General features: G+C 68.4%; 21 protein-coding genes and 4 pseudogenes. 9 read left to right on the top strand and 16 right to left on the bottom strand.

Features of this window, described 5'->3' with window-relative positions; all coding sequences use genetic code 11:
* Positions 1-153: 153 nt before the first annotated feature.
* The gene (locus ACZ62B_RS35370; RefSeq protein WP_344566444.1) at positions 154-1,095 is read left to right on the top strand and encodes an RNA-binding protein; all 942 of its coding nucleotides are present in this window, start codon (positions 154-156) and stop codon (positions 1,093-1,095) included.
* 225 nt (positions 1,096-1,320) lie between these two features.
* Here the strand turns inward: ACZ62B_RS35370 and ACZ62B_RS35365 are convergent, their stop codons facing one another.
* A complete protein-coding gene (locus ACZ62B_RS35365; RefSeq protein WP_465270130.1) occupies positions 1,321-1,560 on the bottom strand; it encodes a reverse transcriptase N-terminal domain-containing protein in 240 nt (79 codons plus the stop codon).
* Between the two features lie 476 nt (positions 1,561-2,036).
* Positions 2,037-3,305 (bottom strand): hypothetical protein, encoded by a 1,269-nt coding sequence (locus ACZ62B_RS35360; RefSeq protein WP_469693546.1) that lies wholly within the window; start codon positions 3,303-3,305, stop codon positions 2,037-2,039.
* Positions 3,306-3,958: 653 nt separating this feature from the next.
* Between ACZ62B_RS35360 and ACZ62B_RS35355 the strand changes: the two genes are divergently transcribed.
* From ACZ62B_RS35355 to ACZ62B_RS35345, 3 genes are all read left to right on the top strand, one after another.
* The gene (locus tag ACZ62B_RS35355) at positions 3,959-4,549 is read left to right on the top strand and encodes a hypothetical protein (RefSeq protein WP_468722394.1); all 591 of its coding nucleotides are present in this window, start codon (positions 3,959-3,961) and stop codon (positions 4,547-4,549) included.
* Positions 4,550-4,720: 171 nt separating this feature from the next.
* Positions 4,721-4,993, top strand: coding sequence for a hypothetical protein (locus ACZ62B_RS35350; protein ID WP_469693544.1), 273 nt, complete (start codon positions 4,721-4,723; stop codon positions 4,991-4,993).
* A 272-nt stretch (positions 4,994-5,265) separates the two neighbouring features.
* Positions 5,266-5,838: a hypothetical protein gene (locus tag ACZ62B_RS35345; RefSeq protein WP_469693542.1), complete on the top strand. Its 573-nt coding sequence runs from the start codon at positions 5,266-5,268 to the stop codon at positions 5,836-5,838.
* A gap of 42 nt (positions 5,839-5,880) precedes the next feature.
* Here the strand turns inward: ACZ62B_RS35345 and ACZ62B_RS35340 are convergent, their stop codons facing one another.
* From ACZ62B_RS35340 to ACZ62B_RS35330, 3 genes and pseudogenes are all read right to left on the bottom strand, one after another.
* Entirely contained in the window at positions 5,881-6,405 is a 525-nt protein-coding gene (locus ACZ62B_RS35340; RefSeq protein WP_469693540.1) for a DUF1877 family protein, read from the bottom strand.
* A gap of 35 nt (positions 6,406-6,440) precedes the next feature.
* Positions 6,441-6,798, bottom strand: a pseudogene (locus tag ACZ62B_RS35335) (ATP-binding protein); the annotation flags it as partial.
* Between the two features lie 629 nt (positions 6,799-7,427).
* A pseudogene (locus ACZ62B_RS35330) lies at positions 7,428-7,717 on the bottom strand (metal-sensing transcriptional repressor).
* Positions 7,718-7,946: 229 nt separating this feature from the next.
* On the opposite strand from ACZ62B_RS35330, the gene ACZ62B_RS35325 reads away from it, so the two are divergent.
* The 3 genes from ACZ62B_RS35325 to ACZ62B_RS35315 all read left to right on the top strand — a co-directional run bounded on the left by ACZ62B_RS35325 (position 7,947) and on the right by ACZ62B_RS35315 (position 9,715).
* The gene (locus ACZ62B_RS35325; protein ID WP_469693539.1) at positions 7,947-8,516 is read left to right on the top strand and encodes a peptidoglycan-binding domain-containing protein; all 570 of its coding nucleotides are present in this window, start codon (positions 7,947-7,949) and stop codon (positions 8,514-8,516) included.
* A gap of 468 nt (positions 8,517-8,984) precedes the next feature.
* A complete protein-coding gene (locus ACZ62B_RS35320) occupies positions 8,985-9,536 on the top strand; it encodes a helix-turn-helix domain-containing protein (protein ID WP_469693537.1) in 552 nt (183 codons plus the stop codon).
* Between the two features lie 26 nt (positions 9,537-9,562).
* Entirely contained in the window at positions 9,563-9,715 is a 153-nt protein-coding gene (locus tag ACZ62B_RS35315) for a peptidoglycan-binding domain-containing protein (protein ID WP_344566429.1), read from the top strand.
* A gap of 309 nt (positions 9,716-10,024) precedes the next feature.
* Here the strand turns inward: ACZ62B_RS35315 and ACZ62B_RS35310 are convergent, their stop codons facing one another.
* The 5 genes and pseudogenes from ACZ62B_RS35310 to ACZ62B_RS35290 form a co-directional block, all read right to left on the bottom strand.
* Positions 10,025-10,285: a hypothetical protein gene (locus ACZ62B_RS35310; RefSeq protein ID WP_469693535.1), complete on the bottom strand. Its 261-nt coding sequence runs from the start codon at positions 10,283-10,285 to the stop codon at positions 10,025-10,027.
* A 50-nt stretch (positions 10,286-10,335) separates the two neighbouring features.
* Positions 10,336-10,512, bottom strand: a pseudogene (locus tag ACZ62B_RS35305) (IS110 family transposase); the annotation flags it as partial.
* A gap of 13 nt (positions 10,513-10,525) precedes the next feature.
* Complete coding sequence (locus ACZ62B_RS35300) at positions 10,526-10,984, bottom strand: peptidoglycan-binding domain-containing protein (RefSeq protein WP_382052139.1); 459 nt, start codon at positions 10,982-10,984, stop codon at positions 10,526-10,528.
* 45 nt (positions 10,985-11,029) lie between these two features.
* Complete coding sequence (locus tag ACZ62B_RS35295) at positions 11,030-11,485, bottom strand: peptidoglycan-binding domain-containing protein (protein WP_469693533.1); 456 nt, start codon at positions 11,483-11,485, stop codon at positions 11,030-11,032.
* A gap of 104 nt (positions 11,486-11,589) precedes the next feature.
* The gene (locus ACZ62B_RS35290) at positions 11,590-11,871 is read right to left on the bottom strand and encodes a hypothetical protein (protein WP_468722408.1); all 282 of its coding nucleotides are present in this window, start codon (positions 11,869-11,871) and stop codon (positions 11,590-11,592) included.
* 164 nt (positions 11,872-12,035) lie between these two features.
* Here ACZ62B_RS35290 and ACZ62B_RS35285 point away from each other — a divergent pair.
* Both ACZ62B_RS35285 and ACZ62B_RS35280 read left to right on the top strand, forming a co-directional pair.
* Positions 12,036-12,221: pseudogene (locus ACZ62B_RS35285) on the top strand (IS110 family transposase); the annotation flags it as partial.
* 108 nt (positions 12,222-12,329) lie between these two features.
* A complete protein-coding gene (locus ACZ62B_RS35280; RefSeq protein ID WP_344566419.1) occupies positions 12,330-12,581 on the top strand; it encodes a hypothetical protein in 252 nt (83 codons plus the stop codon).
* Positions 12,582-12,885: 304 nt separating this feature from the next.
* On the opposite strand, the gene ACZ62B_RS35275 is transcribed toward ACZ62B_RS35280, so the two are convergent.
* The 6 genes from ACZ62B_RS35275 to ACZ62B_RS35250 all read right to left on the bottom strand — a co-directional run bounded on the left by ACZ62B_RS35275 (position 12,886) and on the right by ACZ62B_RS35250 (position 17,760).
* Entirely contained in the window at positions 12,886-13,164 is a 279-nt protein-coding gene (locus ACZ62B_RS35275; RefSeq protein ID WP_344566417.1) for a hypothetical protein, read from the bottom strand.
* A 71-nt stretch (positions 13,165-13,235) separates the two neighbouring features.
* On the bottom strand, positions 13,236-13,592 hold the full coding sequence (locus ACZ62B_RS35270) for a hypothetical protein (protein WP_344566415.1): 357 nt from the start codon (positions 13,590-13,592) through the stop codon (positions 13,236-13,238).
* Between the two features lie 727 nt (positions 13,593-14,319).
* On the bottom strand, positions 14,320-14,553 hold the full coding sequence (locus ACZ62B_RS35265) for a DEAD/DEAH box helicase family protein (RefSeq protein WP_469693530.1): 234 nt from the start codon (positions 14,551-14,553) through the stop codon (positions 14,320-14,322).
* 199 nt (positions 14,554-14,752) lie between these two features.
* A complete protein-coding gene (locus ACZ62B_RS35260) occupies positions 14,753-15,595 on the bottom strand; it encodes a hypothetical protein (RefSeq protein ID WP_469693528.1) in 843 nt (280 codons plus the stop codon).
* Positions 15,596-15,811: 216 nt separating this feature from the next.
* A complete protein-coding gene (locus ACZ62B_RS35255) occupies positions 15,812-16,378 on the bottom strand; it encodes a RipA family octameric membrane protein (RefSeq protein ID WP_344566409.1) in 567 nt (188 codons plus the stop codon).
* The gene (locus tag ACZ62B_RS35250; protein WP_469693526.1) at positions 16,375-17,760 is read right to left on the bottom strand and encodes a hypothetical protein; all 1,386 of its coding nucleotides are present in this window, start codon (positions 17,758-17,760) and stop codon (positions 16,375-16,377) included. Before ACZ62B_RS35250 ends, ACZ62B_RS35255 begins: the two co-directional genes overlap by 4 nt.
* Between the last annotated feature and the right edge of the window lie 98 nt (positions 17,761-17,858).

Below are 17,858 nucleotides of genomic sequence, written 5' to 3'. Positions count from 1 at the left end.
GCCCCGGACGGCCATCGGGCCGCAAGAACGCCCGACCCACACCCCGCCACGACGCGCATACACTTCGCAAAACACAGCCGAAGCGACGACAAACGAAGAAGTCGACGACCCCACGGCCCCGACGCACAGGTTAAAGATCAAGCCAGGAGTAGTGTGCCGTCTGCCTTCGTTCACCGGATCACGAAGTACGACCCCGCCGACCGCGACGAACACGGCAGCTACCAGGGCGCGGAGGAGGCGGTCAGTGACCACGGTCCGGTCGAGGCCGCCTACCTGGAGGCGATCTCCGCGTTCGCGGAAGCTGCGGGCATTGACCGGCTGGAGATCCGTGAGCCCTCCGTCACCGGGCTCGTCCACCTCGGTGGCCAGCCGGCGGTCGAGGGGCATGGTCTCGGCGGGCTCTTCCCGGCTGACCTCGCCGGTTACCACGACGGGGCCGAGGTCTCCCTGGCGGTGGCCCTGGAGCTGATCCGCGTCATGCTCCGTGAGCAGGGCGCCTGGTGCCGGCTGGAGGCGGGAGACGTTTTCGCCGTGCACGTCGGAAGGGACCAGTACGTGTACGTGGGCAGCGACCAGCCCTGCACCGACGCCGTGGCCCGTACGCGGGAACTCGGCCTCTTCGCGGAACCGCTGGCGGCCTCCCCCTACGCTGCGGAACCAGAGGTGACAGAGGCCGCCGACGAAGGCTTCTGGAGATCGGTACGCACCGAGCTGGCGGCGCGACAAGGCCTGCTCCTGGAGGAGACCCCCATCGTCAACGTCACACGCTGGCACCGTCTCACCACGGAAAACCTCAACGCGGTGCGCGCCGGTCTCGGCCCGCGCGCCCTGCTGACCGTCTGGCCCGATCTGCAACCCGACGTCGGCGCGGTCCTGACCGCACTGCCGTCCGAATGGCACATCGAGTTCGTCTGGGAGGCGAAGGACGGAACGATCAGAGACGTGGTCGCCGATGAGACCGAGCACCAGGAGCTCGCCGCCCTGGTGGCCGAAGCGCGAGCGGCCCGCGCCCTGCCCCTCTACGCCGACGAGCGCAGCCCACTGCTCCAAGCCGTTCTACCCGACAGCGACGGCGTGCTGCGCGCACGATGGTGACCCGATCATGAAAGCCGGCCCGATGAAACCCGCACATCAGCCATGCTGACCGCCAACCGCGCCGCTCATCCCGCCAAGTAGAGCGCTCATCCGCCACCTGAAACGCTCAGTCACAGCCGGCTGTGGTCGGGTAGCCGGGTCACGTTGCCGTGACCCGGCCCCCTCGGCACCGGACGTGCGCCTTTCAGCGCATCCGGCTCAAGCAAGCCCCAAGGGCTTCGCAGGTCAGCAGAGTTGTGTGTTCCGCTTGCCGTCGCCAGCGTGGTGCTGGCGGTGGCATTCGGAGTGCACGAGGCATCCGAGCGGTCGCTGTTTCCCGTTGCTCTTCGGGATGAACACCCGCTTCACGCCGATCAGCGTGTTGCTGCGGCTTCGCAGCATGAGCTTCTGTAAGTTGCGGACCTTCTTGAGGTCCCCGTCCTGCGTTGCCTCGAAGATCCTCTGCCCCAGCCGCCGTGCGTTCACCTCCAGTGTCTAACTTGTCGCTTTCGCACCCCGCCGTTACCAGCGACGCATGGGAGCGTGGGGACGAGCCCTGGACACTGGCCCGAAGTCCAGCCTCCTCAACTTCCCTTCGTACGGCTGCCCTTACTTACCCGGTGCGACCACGAAGAGCGGACGCGTAAGCCACGCTTCCCCAACCCGCTGTGAGCGCAGAAGAATCCCGAGGCCGGTCAAGGAAAGCGACCCGTCAGAGGTGAACAGGAACCAGTTGCCATGCCCCGCAGCATGATCCAGGAGAAACTGTTGGCCTTGCCCGTAGTGGCTCCCCGCCAGTGGGAAGCCGGCCAGGAAGACCCGCGGACCGACGACTGCATCCAGCGCGGCGCATGCAAGCTTGCCCGCGTCGTAGAACGCCTTCACCGCTCCGACCGGCCCCTATTTGTGTCCGTTGCTTTGGGGCCCGCCTCTGTCGCAGGTGGCGTGTCGCATTCGTCGGCTTATTCGCTCTGAGCCGGCGCCGCGTTGATGGCTGCTTGAAGCTGAAGCCAGGTTGGATCTGTGAAGCCGGCCGCGGTCGTCGTTGCCAGATCGTCTGCTTCCCATGTGCGGGTTCCGTCGGTCAGGACAAGGTGCGTCTCGAGGTTGTCGCCGTCGTCCGGAACCTCGGCAGTGGCTTCCAGGAACGCCGCGGCTGCAGCCCTTGAGGTGTCCCTGCTCGTGGTGCAGTTCTGCGCGGAGCCGGAGAGCACGGACAAGAGCACCAGATCTCCTCCGCTGCCGGCAACCAGGAGTTCGCCGGTGGCTGTGGCGGCCAGCGCGGACAATCGGGATCCGGTCAGCACATCGTGTTCGACCGCTTGCTGGCTTTCGAGGTCCACCTCGACCAGGGCCCCCACGGGCGTTGCGATCCACAGCACGCCCGGTCGCGATCCGAAGGCGATGTTGTGACGCGACCAGGCTTTCATCTGGTCAAGCCACTCCTGCGGGTACGGATAGCCAGGGCTGGGGGTACCGAGGGTTGTGGCCAGAACCCGGTGCAACGAAGGAAACTCGAATACCTCCACCGAGTTGTCGTACGCGTTGCCACGGATCGCCATGTGCCGTCCGTCTGCGCTGAAGAGCGGAGTCTCGTAGCCGTCACAGTCCAGGATCAGCGCCCGGCGGAGCGGCCGCATCACGGCAGGCGCGGTCCCCTGATCGACGCGCGCGAAAAGGCAGTGCGTGGCCCCCTGGTCGCTGGTGAGCGTGGCGACAAGTCCGCCGCCAGGATGCTCCGCGACTCCTGTGTCCCACGGGAGCCCGGCACCGATGGTTGCGGAGGCAAGGTCAAGGACGTCCGAGCTCTCCCACCCGCCGCCTTCGTCGCGAAACGACGGTGAACCCCACAGGGCCTGCCCGTCCGGGCTGAAAGCCAGACTGCGGTAGGAGGCCGTGGCTGGAACGCCTTCCGGTTCGGAGACCCCGGCAGGAGTCCATTGCCGGAGTCCGTCTTCTCCTGACACGGCAAGCAGCGGCTGCTCCGGATGCCACGCCACAGCGGGCGTCCGCTCTGCCCGCTCCCACCCAAAGGTGTCTCCGTAGGCGTTCGACGTGAGCTCCACGGAGCCGAGTTCGCGTAGCTGCCCCGCGTCGCAGTCCCAGATGTGGACTGCCGGACGCTCGGCGTCCGAGCAGGCCACCAGCGGAAGCCGCGGATGGCATATCAGCTGTCCGAAAGAGCGTTCGCCGCCCACCAGTCCACGTGCCACTACTACAAGATCAGTCACCCCAGCACCGTAGTTCTCGCCGACCTGCGCGGCGAGGCCCTCACCGGCATGTGTTTCCTCGCGTCGGTCATGCACAGAGAAGTGGGCGGCGAGGCTGACCGTGAGAGTTGGCGGGCAGGTTAGCGATCGGCTCTCTCACCTGTGGGGTTTTCGCGGAAAGTGCGCACGGGGCCGCACCGTCCGGCTGTCCGGGGGGCATGAAGGTCTCGGTTCCAACACAGTTGCGGCCGTCGGGTCAGGGACGGTGTGGTGCCACGACGACAGCCGTACGCAGGGGGCCGTGCACCTGCTGAGGGAGTGGACGAAAGCCGTCAAGGCGCCCGCGGCTGCCACGGCGGCCTGCGGCACCACAGCCCACCAGCATGACAGCCAGCCAGGCGGAGGCCATCGTACGGCGCACGGTTTCATCCGGTCCGCCTGCCCCGAGACGCGGTACGCCGTAAGCGGCCCAGGCGAAGGCGGCACAGCCGGGCGTGCACCCACCGGCGTTGCGTGCCGACGGGGCCGCCGTGTCCGGGCGGTGCGGGCACACCAGGGGCGCCAGAGGCTGCGCAGCGTACGTGCGCGACGCTCCGGCAGGAAAATCAGTGCACCAGCCGGTGGTGGGTATCCCATAGTGGACCGACACCATCGCCCCACCAGAACGGACGGCCGTGACGACCGCCTACAGCGAAACCCCCACCGAGCGTGTCCCCGGGCGGGCCTGGACCGTCCGGATCACCGGACACAGCGACCGCACCGCCAGCGTCTCCTGCAGCACCCCGGCCTGCCGGATGCCGGCCCGTTCCAAGGACCTCGCGATGCTGCGTGCGTTCGCCGCCCGGCACGCCGCCGCCCACGCCAAGGCCGCCACCCTCCGCCCCCATGCCTGGTGTCACTGCGGCTCCCAGCGCTGCGCCGCCCACCCCGAGGCCAAGACGCACTGCGCGGGCGCCGTGCTGCTCATCCTGCGCCACGACCCGACCGTCGGCCGCGTCTGGAGCGTCGAAGAGGTCTGCGAGACCTGCGCCCCGCTCCTGGCGAACGCCACCGTCCTCGCCCGCGCCGCACAACCCCGGCGCCGCTCCGCCCAGCCCGCCACCGCAGCTCGGCCCGCCGACGCGGTGCCGGCCGCCCAGCTGAGCGTTCCGGGCGGATTCTCCTCACCCGCCACCGGCCCCACCGAGGACCGGACAGCGCCCGCACGACGCTCCCGCCGCGCCCCGCAACACACCCGCCGCAGGCGCTCCGGTCAGAGCCGCTGACCGTCCGGCACACACCCGCCGCGCGAGGCCGGGCGCTCGAGGAACCCGCGCGTGCCCGTCAGACGCGCCCGGCCGGAGTGCAGCCCGAGGCGAGGCGGGCATTCCAACCCTGCTGGGGAACCACGCTGACACCACTGGCGGGATCCGTAGTCTGCTCGGACACAGAGCGGTATGACCATCGACAGGGGGACATGTATGGCCAAGGCCGGCGGGCCCGGCACGGACATCGGCGGAGGCCACATCGGGCTGGTCGTGACGGCCATCGCGCTGGGCGTCGTCGCCTATTTCTCGGGCGCTCGATGGGCCTTGATCGTCGCGGGGTGCTGTGCGGCCTGGTTCCTCCTCGCGCTGACCGTCATCCACGTCAGGGGCGGACGCGGTGGACAAGCCCTGCGGCGGGCTTATGTCGCCACCTTCGGCTGGGGCGACTACGTCAGCCCTTGAGAGGGCGCGCGGCGCGTCGAGGCGGCTCGTGCCCGACAGGCCCCGGCACGGAGGCGCGGCTTCGCTGGCCGCGTCCCGCGGTGCGGGACGCCCCGCACGATGCCCGCCCGGTTGTTCCCGCCTGGCGGGAGCACTGCGGAAACCGGGCATCCGGACCGGGCCCGAACGGGCAGGCTGCGGCCAGCCGCCACCCGCTTCCGGGGCTGTGCGGTATCCCGCCGCCGAGTAGAAGTCCTTGTTGGTGAGTGAGCGGCCCGCCCCCTGCCGACGGCTTGCCCACCTGGCTGACCGAGCGGGGAGCGGACGCCCACGCCCTGGTGCGGGTGGCGCAGGCAGGGGAGCCGACCGGCTGGGCCGGCACCGAGGCTCCCCGGGGAGGGGAGAGCGGGTTCGCCCGCCTCGGCGCCGACCTCACGCGCATCACGCTGAAGGAGATCACCCACGGCCGGCAACAGACCCTGCGCCGCTGGCTCCAACGGGACGACACAGTGCCCACCCTGGCCATCATCAGCGCCGACCTCGACGGCCTGCGCGAGCACACCCCCGGAAAACCGGCCGCCCAGCTGATGGGCGATCCGGCAGGCGACGAAGCCCAGCTCACCGATCTGCCGGCCGACTGGCTTGACCGGAGAGGCACCGACGCGCCGCAAGGACTGAAGTCCTTGGTCGTCGACGTCCCCGTGTTGAAGGAGACGGCCCACTGGCTGCTCGACCAGATCGCCCTGCGCGGTGCCTCTGCCCAGCAGCTGCGGGCCGTCCTCGAGCCGGACCTCACCGACTACCTGCACGACCGGCAAGTCCCCTGTGGACGCTCATGTAATTCCTCAGGGGGGAAGTTCACGTAATTCCCCAGCTGCTGACGCGAGCCGACGGTGAGGCGGTCCGTGTCAGTCCCACCAGAGCACGACGAGAAGCTGCCGTTGGGATGCGGCATGGTAGAACTCGCGCAGGGCGTTGAAGTGCCCCAGCACGTACTTCTTCGGGCCATCGACGATCTCGTCTGCGCCGTTGCCGATCAAGGAGGCGGCCTTTGCTTCGTCTGCCGGCAGGGTGGCCAGGAGGGCCGGAAAGTCGATCTGCCCGAGCAGTTCCGCAACGCGATCCACTTGACCTGCAGAGAGGGCCGTGGGGTTTGGCCCGAAGGTGGCGATGGTATGCGGATGCGTGTTGAGGAAGGCGAGGTCGATGGCAGTGTCGCCCTCGAGAGCCTGCCGGAGAGCGCTCCGATGGAGGTCGTCGAGACCTCCCAGCTCGCAGATCCGTTCGAGCAGGAACGGCGCCCAGTCCAGGTCGAGGACGTCTGCAGACGGCGGATCCCAGAGCGGATCTCCATCCGGCGATGCGTCGGCTGACTGGCGGCAGGAGGCGAGATACTCCGCCGGGATGCGGGCGAGTTGCTGAGTGACGGCCATGACGGCAGTATCCCGACGACGTCCACCGGCTCTTCCTACTTGGTCTTGTCGGTGGGGTTCCTGGGCCGCTTGTTCGGGCGGCAGCTCGGCCCGTTCATGATCGCCTGGTGACTGGTGTTGATGAGCGGCTGGTGTTGATGAGCCGGTCCAGGAGAGACTCGGCGACGGGGTTGGGAAGAGGGGATACCGGTCGCTGGGTGCCCGGTTGCTGGTAGTGATCAGCGGGCGTCCCTGCCGCTCGAAGACGAGTTCGTAGAGGTCGTCGGCCCGGGCCGCGGAGAGCTGTCGCATGGCGAAGTCGTCGAGGATGAGGACGTCGGGGCGGACGAGCGCACGGATCCGTTTCTCCCAGGTGTGGTCCGCGTGGCCGTCGGCCAGGTCGGCGAGGAGTCGGGGCAGGCGGTCGCTCGTGGGGTGTGTCCAGGGGCAGGCCCCGTCGTAGGGGCGCGACGGCCATTCTCACGCGCTGGCAGTGACCGGAGTACCCCTTTGGTCTGGAGTTCCTCGTGCGGGCCAGGCGTGGGCTCGGGCGCACTTGCGCACCGTGCGGCGGTCCAGGCCGAGTTCCTGGCCACTGAGCGGTGGCTCCGGCCGGTGCGGGTCAGGGCGTGCACGGCTTCGAACAGTCTTCGGGCGTGGCGCCCGGCCCAGGTGTCCGCCGCGGTGTCCTCGGCAGTCTCCTTGACCGGGGGCAGTGCTGCGGGCAGGCGCCGCGGTGGGTGGAGGCGATGTTCTGGACGCGGCGGATGATTTCCTGCCGGTAGGTGAGGGAGCCGTCGCGGCAGACGACCTCGACTTCTCGCAGTACAGGCGGCGTACGGACAAGTCGATGCGTAGAGACCGACCACCGAGGGTGATGTCGATGAGGCGCCGTACATAACGGCTTTGGCACCACGCGCTGGCCTTGCCGCACCCGGTACATCCCGCTGGAACGCCTGGCCTCGTGCGGGCACGGACCGTCACGACAACATCGGAGACATCGGCCGAGACCATCAGCACATTGGCCAACTGCGGTAACAGGCTTACCAGTTCAACTGAGCACAACCGCAGGTTGCCCACTGCGCGGACCGGCCCACCGTGTCACCGAGATGATCTCCATCTACGAAAATCCTGCCGGAGCCACGTCCGCTTGTACGCCGACAGGCAGCAGTGATCGCGAAGCACGCCTTGCCCAGCGCTCGGGACGCCGCCGCGAGTTGCATGACCACCTCCGTGCAATCCCTCCCTCCTCGATCATTTTGATCACCTCAGTGATCCGCCCCTGCGCCCGCCGCAACCGGTCGACCACCGTCCTCAGTTCCTCAGCAGCCATCGCCAGAGACTCAGGACTGGATTCCGAGGGGAGGTGACTTGTGGCCGAACGCCCCGGCGTAGGGGCTCTGAACTGGTCCTTTTCGCTCAGGCGAAAGGGCATTGTCGCTACTGGTGTCTGGCTGGAACCGTTCTCGGTGGCTGGACGAAGCCTTGGGCATCGTTCGGCGATCAGAGGTTGTCGAGCCGCGAGGTCGTTGAGCGGAGCGACGCACGCGGAGGGAACAGGCATGATATTTCGCATGAGCCGAGCTCGACTGACCGGCGCCGTGATCGCCGTCTGTGCCACAGGGGATATGGCGCTGAGTGTGTTACCGGCCTCAGCGAAGACGTCCGACGGTTACGTCCGCGGCTACGACACGGTTAAGGGCGACTGGTCGGACGAAGACATCATTTCCGCCAACGAGTACGGCAGTTCCACGGCCACCTGCATGCGGCAGAAGATTTTGTGGGCCCACGGCGCCCCCGAGCCCAGCGGTCTCAAGTCCAACGCGGCAGACGTCGACGGTCACTTCGGTCCGAGCACCACCCACGCCACGAAGCGGCTCCAGTGGAAGTCCGGACTGGTCGATTCCCCCTCCAAGGCAGAGGGCCGTGTTGGACCCGACACGTTTCGCGAGGCTCAGGAGTATGTGGTGAGAACGGGCGGCAGCACCACGCGGGGCTCCAGGGTGTACTTCGGGTACGAAGGATGGCGCTACGGCACGGACATGGAGCGCAACGGGCGGGGGATTCACGTGTTCACAGACGGAGCCGGCGACTCCCATCAGGCGAACCACGACTCCAACGAGTGCGACTGACCGTAGGCAGCGGCGAATGCCGGCACGGCACCCCCGCACGTCGGCAGCAGGCAGGTGTCCGCCAACTCGCGCAGGAGGAGCACGTTGGCAGGTCGGTGGCGCGGCAGGGGCCCGTGACGCCGAGGTCCCGTGTGGTCTTGACGGTCGCGAACTCGACTCCCGAGGCGCGCAGGGCTCCCGGTCGATCGGCGCGCCGCCGGCACTCCACTCGACGCTGTGGGCATCCGGGCGGAGGGACGGGCGGGTGTCGCTATGTCCGCCGGCACATGACCGATGCTTCGGCGAGGGGCGAACGTCCCTCGAAGCGTTCTTCGCCCTCTGCGTCCTCCTCCTGGTTCTCGCAGGCAGGACGTCGTGTGGCGACATGCAGATCCACGACAAAGGTGTGCCCTGCAGAAGCAGTTCTGGCTGATTGGTACGCCGGGACGCTGCTCGCGTCTCCGGGGTGCTCTCAATTTGGGGGTTGTTTTGAAACCATTCAAAGAGGCCGACCGGTTCGCGTCTCGGCTGCGCGCGCTACGGCAGAGGGCCGACTACAGCTACGAGGTCCTCGCTCAGAAGACCGGCGTCAGCCGCTCGAGCCTGCACCGCTACTGCGCGGGCACGTCCGTCCCCAAGGACTACGGCCCCGTCCACCGCATCGCCGTGGTCTGCGGAGCCGCCCCCACCGAGCTGCGCGAACTGCACCGGTTCTGGGCCCTGGCGGACGCTGAGCGGGCCGGCAACGACCCCGTGGAGGCCGAGGAGGAGCGTACGGAGGGAATCGAGAGCTCTGGACCGGTCCCGGAGGCTGCCCCGGTCGGACTTCCGGATCCCAGCCCCGGCCCCGCACCCGATGCCTCACCGGCTCCGGTACGGAGCCGAGGGCGGCGACGCCTGGTCGTGACGAGCACGGTCACCGCCCTCGTACTCGCCCTCGTGGCCTGGAGAGGCTCCACCTTCTCCACCGGGGCGGGCACGAGGACGGCACCGGACGGGCGGCGCTGTTCTCGGAGACGTGCGGGCCCGTCATCAGCGTAGGACGGAACGACGAGTGCGTATGCGAGGTGCAAGTGCGCCTCAAGGAACGGGGCACCCGCATCGGGGCGGACGACTTGTTCGGTCCCGAGACGCTGCGCCAGGTGACGGCGTTCCAGGCGCTCGCGGGCCTCGTGCCGAACGGGGTCGCCGGGGACCCCGACGAAGAAGGCCCTCCCTGAGTCGCACGTACGTATGGAGACCTGGTCGCCGCAGAAGGTCCGCCGACGCGTCCGCGAGGTGTCCAAGGGGGCCCGGACGACACTGTCGCCGTCACCGACTGCCAGTCCTTCCTGGATCCCCCGCACATCCTGCCGAACCCCACGGATCCAGAAACACTCCGGCCTCACCGCCCACGTCACACTGAGGACGAGCGCGCCTGCCTCACCTCACCCGTGAAGAGACACCTCACATTGCTGCCGGCTGACCGCTCTGGATGCGGTCGGCCGGCAGCAAAGGCGGACAACAGGGTGTCGGCCCGCAGCCTGAGTTCAGGGGCCTCCGCTCCCACGACGGACGGACGTCTCTTCGCCGCCGACAGCTCGGGCAAGGTTCACCTCCAGCGTGGCGTTTACGCCGGCCAGGGAATGGACGTACCAGAGGCCGGGGTTGTCGTCGTCAGTGTCCTGGACTCCGGCTTCGATGGTGCGCCAGTCGGTGGTATCGAACTCGTATCCGGTGAAGAGCGACAACACTTCCAAGAAGGAGCGCGGGTTGCGACTCCAGATCCACCCGTCGATCGACTCGGACATGTTCTCCCCCATCCGTGAGAAAGCCAGGATGGCAGGCCGCGATCGAGCCAGGCGGCAGCCACGATCACTTCAGCCGGGAAGGCGGCTTGCTCATCGTTGGGCTCCCGCTTCTGGGGGCAGTGGTAGAGCTGTCCGATCATGCGGTTGAAGAGGTTCCGCTGGGCGGCGGCATGCCAGTCGCCTTGTTCGCGTCGGCGCCAGTAGTGGCCGTCGGCCCCCGGTGAGGCAGGCGCGTACGGATCAGTCGCCGACGGAACTGGCGAACTTCGCGAACGCGGCCCTGGTTTTCGGCCCGGCGATGCCGTCGATCGGGCCCGTGTAGTCGTAGTACTCCTTCAGGAACCGCTGCAGCGCCTTGATCGTGTTGGGGCCGGCGATGCCGTCGATCGGGTCCGTGTAGCCCCATTCCATCCGCAGGTGGCGCTGAATCGCCTTCCAGCTGTTGGTGCCCAGCAGTCCGTCAATGTCGTCGGTGTACTCGTAGTGCACGGCCAGCCAGCGCTGAAGGTTCTTGGCCTGGTCGATGGTCAGGCCCAGGTTGTTCGTCGCGAGCGTGCCGAAGGCCTCGGCGCTCACCGCCGGCTGTGCCGCCGGTGCGGACGCCGCGAAGCTGGTACCGGTACCCGCGAGGGTTCCGATCGCCAGCCCGACCACGACGGTGGCACCGACGATCGACCTCGTCATGACGCTCGGTCGCATGCGTTCTCCCCTTTTCGTTCGGTCCTGCGGTGGTGTGAGAACGGATCAGCCGATGTAGTTGGCCCAGTTCGACCACGCGGCCCTGGTGCCCGGCCCGGCGATGCCGTCGATCGGACCGTCGTAGCCGGAGTGCGCCGCCAGGAACCGCTGCAGCGCCTTGATCGTGTTGGGGCCGGCGATCCCGTCGATCGCGTCCGTGTAGTCCCACTGCGCCTTCAGGAAGCGTTGTATCGCCTTCCAGCTGTTGGTGCCCAGCAGCCCATCGATGTCTCCGGTGTAACCCCAGCCCGTCAGCCACCAGCGCTGGACGCCCTTGGCCTGGTCGATGGTCAGGCCCAGGTTGTTCGTCGCGAGTGTGCCGAAGGCCTCGGCGCTCACCGCCGGCTGTGCCGCCGGTGCGGACGCCGCGAAGCTGGTACCGGTACCCGCGAGGGTTCCGATCGCCAGCCCGACCACGGCGGTGGCACCGACGATCGACCTCGTCATGACGCTCGGTCGCATGCGTTCTCCCCTTTTCGTTCGGTCCTGCGGTGACGGGAGCGACGCTGTCAGGGCGCTCGGACCGCCCGCAACAGAACGCGACCGAGTGGGACGGCGAGACGGTGTCACGCGTGTGACCTGGGCGTCTCACCGCCCGTCGGGATGGGGATGGGACGGTTGGCCCTGCTGCCGACGATCATGTGCCCGCCATACAAGGCCAAGCCCGGGTCCGTGTGCCGGCTGCCCTTGTTGCGCCACGCCGGCAGCGGGAACGATGCGAAGCTCACGCCGGCCACGCAGTGCATGACGGCGAAGAAGCCGTTCTCGATGGAGTCGTGGCTCTTGGTGATCCTGAGGTAGGCGACACCGGGCAGGAAGGGCGCGGCCGCCGCTCCGAAGCCGAGCACACCTCCACGCCGTCGAACCGGGCTGCGGTCACGTTCCGCCCACTTCTGCCGTTGTCTGAGCTCGGGGCACCGTACCGGCACAGGCGTGCCGCCTGACCGTTAGGCCGGCAATCCGGCCTCGGCAACAGCGCCTTCTCGGCTCATACGGGTGGGGAACCGAGTAGCTCTCCGCGCAGACCAGCATCATCCGCGACGGCCCGAACCGGGAGTACTACCTGAAGAAACGCGGCGAGGGCTGCAAACACGTCCAGGCCGTCATCGCCCTCGCACGACGCCGCACCAGTGTGCTGTGGGCCCTCCTGCGCGACAACCGAGCCTTCACCCCCACCCCGCCTGCTCAACCGGCCTGACCCTAACTCGACATCACAGAGTCAGCACCGTGGTTCAGACCGGTGGGGGTGCGGCGAGACACACGCGCGCCTGACACGGCCCTTGTCGTCGACCCCGAGCGTGGCGTCATGCGACCCGTGACCGATTCCCCGGACTTCTCCCGCCTCGTCCCGGCCCACAAGGTGGTCGGTGTCCTGCCCGGCCGAGGCCACCGAGCGTACTGGCGCAACTTCGAGAACGGCGTTCCGAACACGGAAGAGATCATCGGCTGGCTCGTGACCCAGCACGGCGATGCCCTGCCGTTCACCTCGGACGGAGCCACGGCGGAGAACGCCGACCTGATCCTTGCGCCTGGCGACGACGTGCCCACGGAAGCCTGAGGAGCCCAGTCCGCGGGGGAGTGGACACCGAACGTCGCTGTGCCCCTCACGTGCCCGATCAGCAGGAGACGAGCGGGAAACCACGGGGAACCACGGATGGATGCCCGCTCCCCGCAGCTCAGCAGCCACCCACATACGGCGGCTTCCGCACCGGTGCTCCAGGATCCGAGTGCAGAGCTTTACCGGGTCATCGAAACTCCAGGCCAAAGTCGCTGCGCCGACCGCGCGGCTACCATCCGAGCAGGGGGCTGACGGGGATCGCGTGACTTGCTCCACCTTGGCCACCACCACGTCGGCCGCCGCATCAGGACCTCCACTTCACATAGGCCGCGAACGCAGGGCCGGGCAGTCGGAGGGCAAGACGGTCCCGCGTCGCGCGGGACAGGCCGGCGACCGCGCATCCGACCGACAGCAGCCCCGTGCCGAAGACAAGAACGACCGCCGGTACCGCATCGACGCTGCTCTCCCTCGTGTATCCGCTGAGCAGCACCGTCCTGGCCGGTGTGTGCCGCCCAGCCCGGCCACCGGGCCAGGCCATCCGCGCGTCCCGGCCGACGAGGCTCCCGTCGTGAGAGACGAACACGCCCGAACACTTCCTCGCCTTCGTCGGCATAGCCGCAGCCCTCATCAGCTACCGCCGACTGGCGGCTCTACTCACGGCCTGAGCTGGTTCTGCTGTACGTCGAAGCAGACCAGCCCCATGGACTCCGCCACGGCCGCCGCGTAGGCGGACGCCTCCTCGGCCATGCTCCAACGCATGGGGAAGTAGATCAGCGGACCACTGGCTTCGCCGATCAACGGCCCGGTCGACCAGGGAGAGGTGTCCTCCTCGTCCTCGGTGAGGTCGCACCACCGTTCGAGCAGCGCAGCCACATAGGTCGCTATGCGCTCGGATGGGGGCTCTTCCCCCTCGCTGTCGATGTAGCGGTCGTACAGGTCGTTGAAGACCCGGGCAGCGGTCTTGTCATCCACCGGCCTGTCGCCTTCCCAGACAGCAAGGTCGTAGCTCATGCCAGAAGGCTCTCATGCCGCTCTGACGACCATGAGAGACGACGCCAAGCGCGCCCGACGGTCTGGACGGTGTCGACGATCGACTCCCTGGGGTCGGCGAAGACGACCGCGTCCACCACGGGGATGTCCCCCCTCGGCCAGCACCCGGGCGCTGGAGAGCACGCAGCGCTCCGCTACCACCCCGTCCGCGCCCCAGCCGCGGGCGAACTGCGCCAGCACCTGCCGCCGGTGCCCCATCCCGTGTCCGCCGTGCAGCCAGCCGGACCACACCCGCCGCGGACAGACCGCCGGACCCGTGGCCCAGAACCGGCCCGAAGACCCGCTCGTCGTTCATGGACGCTGCCGGCGCCGGCCCGCCCTGGGCTTCTTCGTCGTCTTCCGCGGCCCAGGAGCCGGCCACCCGCGGCGTCGCGGTCAGATACAGCCGGCGGTCCGCCGGCAGCACGGCATCGTCATGGGCCGCAGCCCACGCCTTACCCATCGAGCCCGAGGTCCTGTGGGCCTCGTCGACGACCACCAGGTCTCACCGGCGAAGCCTCGCCCTATGAGCCTCGACGAGCACCGGCAGCGACGCGTACGTGGCGAACACCGTCACCCGCCCCGTCCCGCCGGCCCATCCCAGCAGCTCCCGCGGATCAGTGGTGCAGAGCACCCCGGCGGCATCAAGCTCTGCATCCGCGCGCAGCGAGCAGACCGCCACCATCGCCCCTGCGCGTCCGGCCTCCCGTCAGGCGGCAACCGTCCGCACCAGCAGATCCAAGGTCGGCACCAGCACCAACGCTCGACCCGAGCGTGCCACCCGCAACGCGATGTGCGCCCCCATGAAGGTCTTGCCCGTCCCGCACGCCGAGACGATCGTGGCCCGCAGCCCTGCACCGGCTGGCGGGACGTTCCCCAGGGTGCGCACCACGGCGTCGACTGCCTCGACCTGATGCGCCCGCAGCACCGGCTTGCCTGACACCAGTACCCCCACTCACCTGCACGAACACCGCCCCTACCTGTCCGGTTCTTAGCGTACGAGCGGTGGCTCAACCCGGACCGGCCCTGATCCAGTGCAGCGGCGGAAGGCGCCACCCTCCGCCAGGAGTACTGCCGTTCCGGTCCAGCCCACCTCGGTGAGGCGGGGGCAAGCCTGATGTTGCTGATGACCTCGGCTTCTCTCACTGGTCGGCAGATCTGTTACGAGGCGCCTGCCAGACCGCTCCAACCCTTGCCCCGCTGCCCCCGGCACCGCCCCTCGCGTCGTCCTCCGCGTCGCGGGTGAGGCCATGGCCCCGGCGGTGGAGGAGAACCAGTTCGACCGCGCTGAGGACGGTGACCACGGCTAGGCCGGTGAGGGCCAAGGGGTCCTTGAGGCTCTCGGGGGTGGCGATGACCCCGCCGACGAACCGATCGGCGACCACCGCCGCCCCCATCACGAACGGGGCGGCCAGCGGCGGCAGAGCCGGATGGGCGTTGGCCGCATTGAAGACGGTACCGGCGACGCTGAACGGGACGAGTAGCAGGAACGCCAGGGCCGGCAGGAACACGATGAGGAAGCTCATGACGCTGATGAAGCCGTTCTCGTACCCCTCGGTGGCCTCCATGACCCAGGCGAGGAATCCGGTGGTTGCCAGGAAGAGCAGCATCACCGCGAGGGGCCCGGGGATCCAGGAGTCGTCGGCCCGTGTAACGAAGAGCCGCCGGAGGCGGGCCCCTCGGGCGCCGGGACGGCCGAGGGCCACATAGCCCGTGCCCAGGACCACCAGAGCGACAGCGGCGACGGCGCCCATGGCGAGGTACTTGCCGATGATGGCGTCCACCAGGCCCAGAGGACCATCAGCGGCGAAGCCGTACCGGTAGGCGAGGGTCAGCACCACTCCGGCGGCGACGAGGGACCGGGCAAGGGCGTACCTCGAAAAGTCGGTGCGGAGGAGGGGCAGGAGAAGGCCCATCCCGGCCAGGACCCAAGCTCCCGCCATCTGTACAAGCCAGACCACCAGGGCCCACAGGAAGTCGATCATGCGTCTCTTCACTCTTCAGACAGGGGGAAGGGAGGACAAGTTACTACTTGGAGCACTACATCAAGCGGGTGATGACCGACGCGCCCGTCTGACCGCCGTGCGCGAGCCGACCGCACGTCCCGCCGCGCACCTGTCCCGCAACGTGAAGGTGTAGCTGGGGCCCACTCCACGGAGGGTCTCGCACCGCTTCCGCGGTGCGAGACCCTCGCCTGCTGCTCAGTGAGAGAACAGAACGGTGAGACCCACCCCGAGGTGGAGAGCGGCGAAGACGACGGGAACCCACTGCTCGATGCGCGTGAGCGGCGTATAGCGGCGGCTCGGCAGCGCTGTGCCCCACTCGGCCGACGAGTACGCCAAAGCCGGCAGCCGGAGCTCCAGTTCGGCGACGACCGCCCACTTGGCAGAACCGAGCCTGCGGTACGAGCGCGCCTGCACCCACCACACCAGGCACTGGCAGAGCGCGGCCACCATGACGCATACGACGCCGGCTGTCGGTGCCTCGCGCGCCTTTGATGCGGCAGCCGCCCCGAAGAGGGTGAGCAGGAGCCCGTTCACGGTGAGGAAGAACGTGTTTGCCACGTTCCTGCGGGCGCTCGCGCGGTCCGCCGACTCCACGTACACCTTGTACTGCTCCAGCACGGCCGTGCGGTAGCGGTACGCCGACTCGTCGGCGAATTCCTCTGCGGGCACTGCGGCGTTCCACAGGGCGGTGCCCAGATCCGTCCGCGAGGCGCGGGGCGCTGGGAGGGCGCCCCGCGTTGCGGTGCCGTGTACGGCGGTCATGCCGCCTGCCCCTCGAAGGCGCCGGTCTCGGATGTACCAGCGTCGAAAACAGGAGTCTGGGGCTCTGGAGCCGTACCGGCGGCCGTCCAAGCGTCGGCGGGAACCTCCCGCAAGCGAACTTCGGCCTGCTCCGGGTCACGCGGGGACAGCGCGGCAGAGAGCACCTCCACCCGCAGCCGGTCTCCCTTCGCGACCGCGCCTGCCTCGAATCGCTCCCGCAGCTGGGCTGTCATCCGCGAGATGTGCAGAATGGCCGACTGCCCCGTCTTGCTCCAGCCGTCCAGGGCGACCAGCATGAAGCCCCGCTCACAGACCGAGCTGGTGACCGTGCCCTGGTACTGCTCCCCTGACCGCGGGAGCGCGACCGCCGGCTTCCGTTCGGCGTCGTTGAGGGGAGCGCCATCCGGGACATCCCGCCGATGGTCGGCGAGGGTCACCTCGATGCGCTGCCGTACCGGGTCCACGCTCAGCACCCGTACCCGCACCTCGGAACCCCGGTCGAGACCGGCGGCCTCTGCGGCGGCCACCGAGAGCCGCGACTTCCCGCCCTCCTGCAGCTCCACGAAGCACCCGCCCCGGTTGATCTGAACAACCTTGGCTCGCACAAGTGCGCCGCGCCGGTACGACATTTCGAAGGACGGCCAGGGATTGGTCTTCCCGTGGCGTTGCGAGAAGCGTGTTCCGTTCTCGTCCGTGACGAAAACACCCCGAACCCTGCCGTGTTCCCGGAATCGCTTCGTCATGTCGTCCGGAAGCGCCTCCAGGTAATCCATGTCGGACCTCCGCATGACTCCGGTACGCAGTTCGTTCTGAACGTCCCGGACGTAGATGTGGTCTGCGGCCGTCCACACCACCTCGGCGATGGCCTCCACGTCCCGGACGCCGGTGCGCGGACGCAGGTCCATTTCCGGCGTGCTCTGCCTGCGGGCCTCCTCGATCGCGAGCCTCAGCGCCGCCTGCATGTCCGGCAGCCCGGTCATGTCACAGCGGTACTTGATGGCCCGCACCTGGCCCACGATGTTGGTCGGCAGTGCCGCGCCCTCGTGGTGGATCACGATGGCGCGCTTGTGCAAGGCCATCGCCCAGCCCAGCTCCATCGAGACAGACGTCGAGGGGAGAGACAGGTCGATGACCACCACGCCTGCCCGGTCGACGCCATTCCACGCGGCGGACAACGGGCTCTCCATCGTTCCGGGCATGCAGTCCGCACGCTCGGGCGTGAGCCCCATCGACCGCACCGCCTCAGCGAAGTACCGTTCGTAAAGCACATCGAAGTCCGCATCCTCGCCGTTCGGCAGGGTGCGCTTCCCGTACGGCATCGCGAAGAAGACCAATTCGTCATCCACGGCCGGACCGCGAGTCAACATTTCCGTCAATTCCATTTCCTTCTGCCTTCCTTGAAGTGATCTTTTTGAGTCTCGACGCTGTTCCCCCATGCGGTGGGCTGGCCAGGAGTCGAGCTGTACATCAGTTTTCAGGA

The sequence above is a fragment of the Streptomyces sp. NPDC053426 genome (assembly GCF_055585405.1).
Note: the sequence above shows the minus strand (reverse complement) of the source record. Positions and strands in the feature narration are given on the sequence as shown.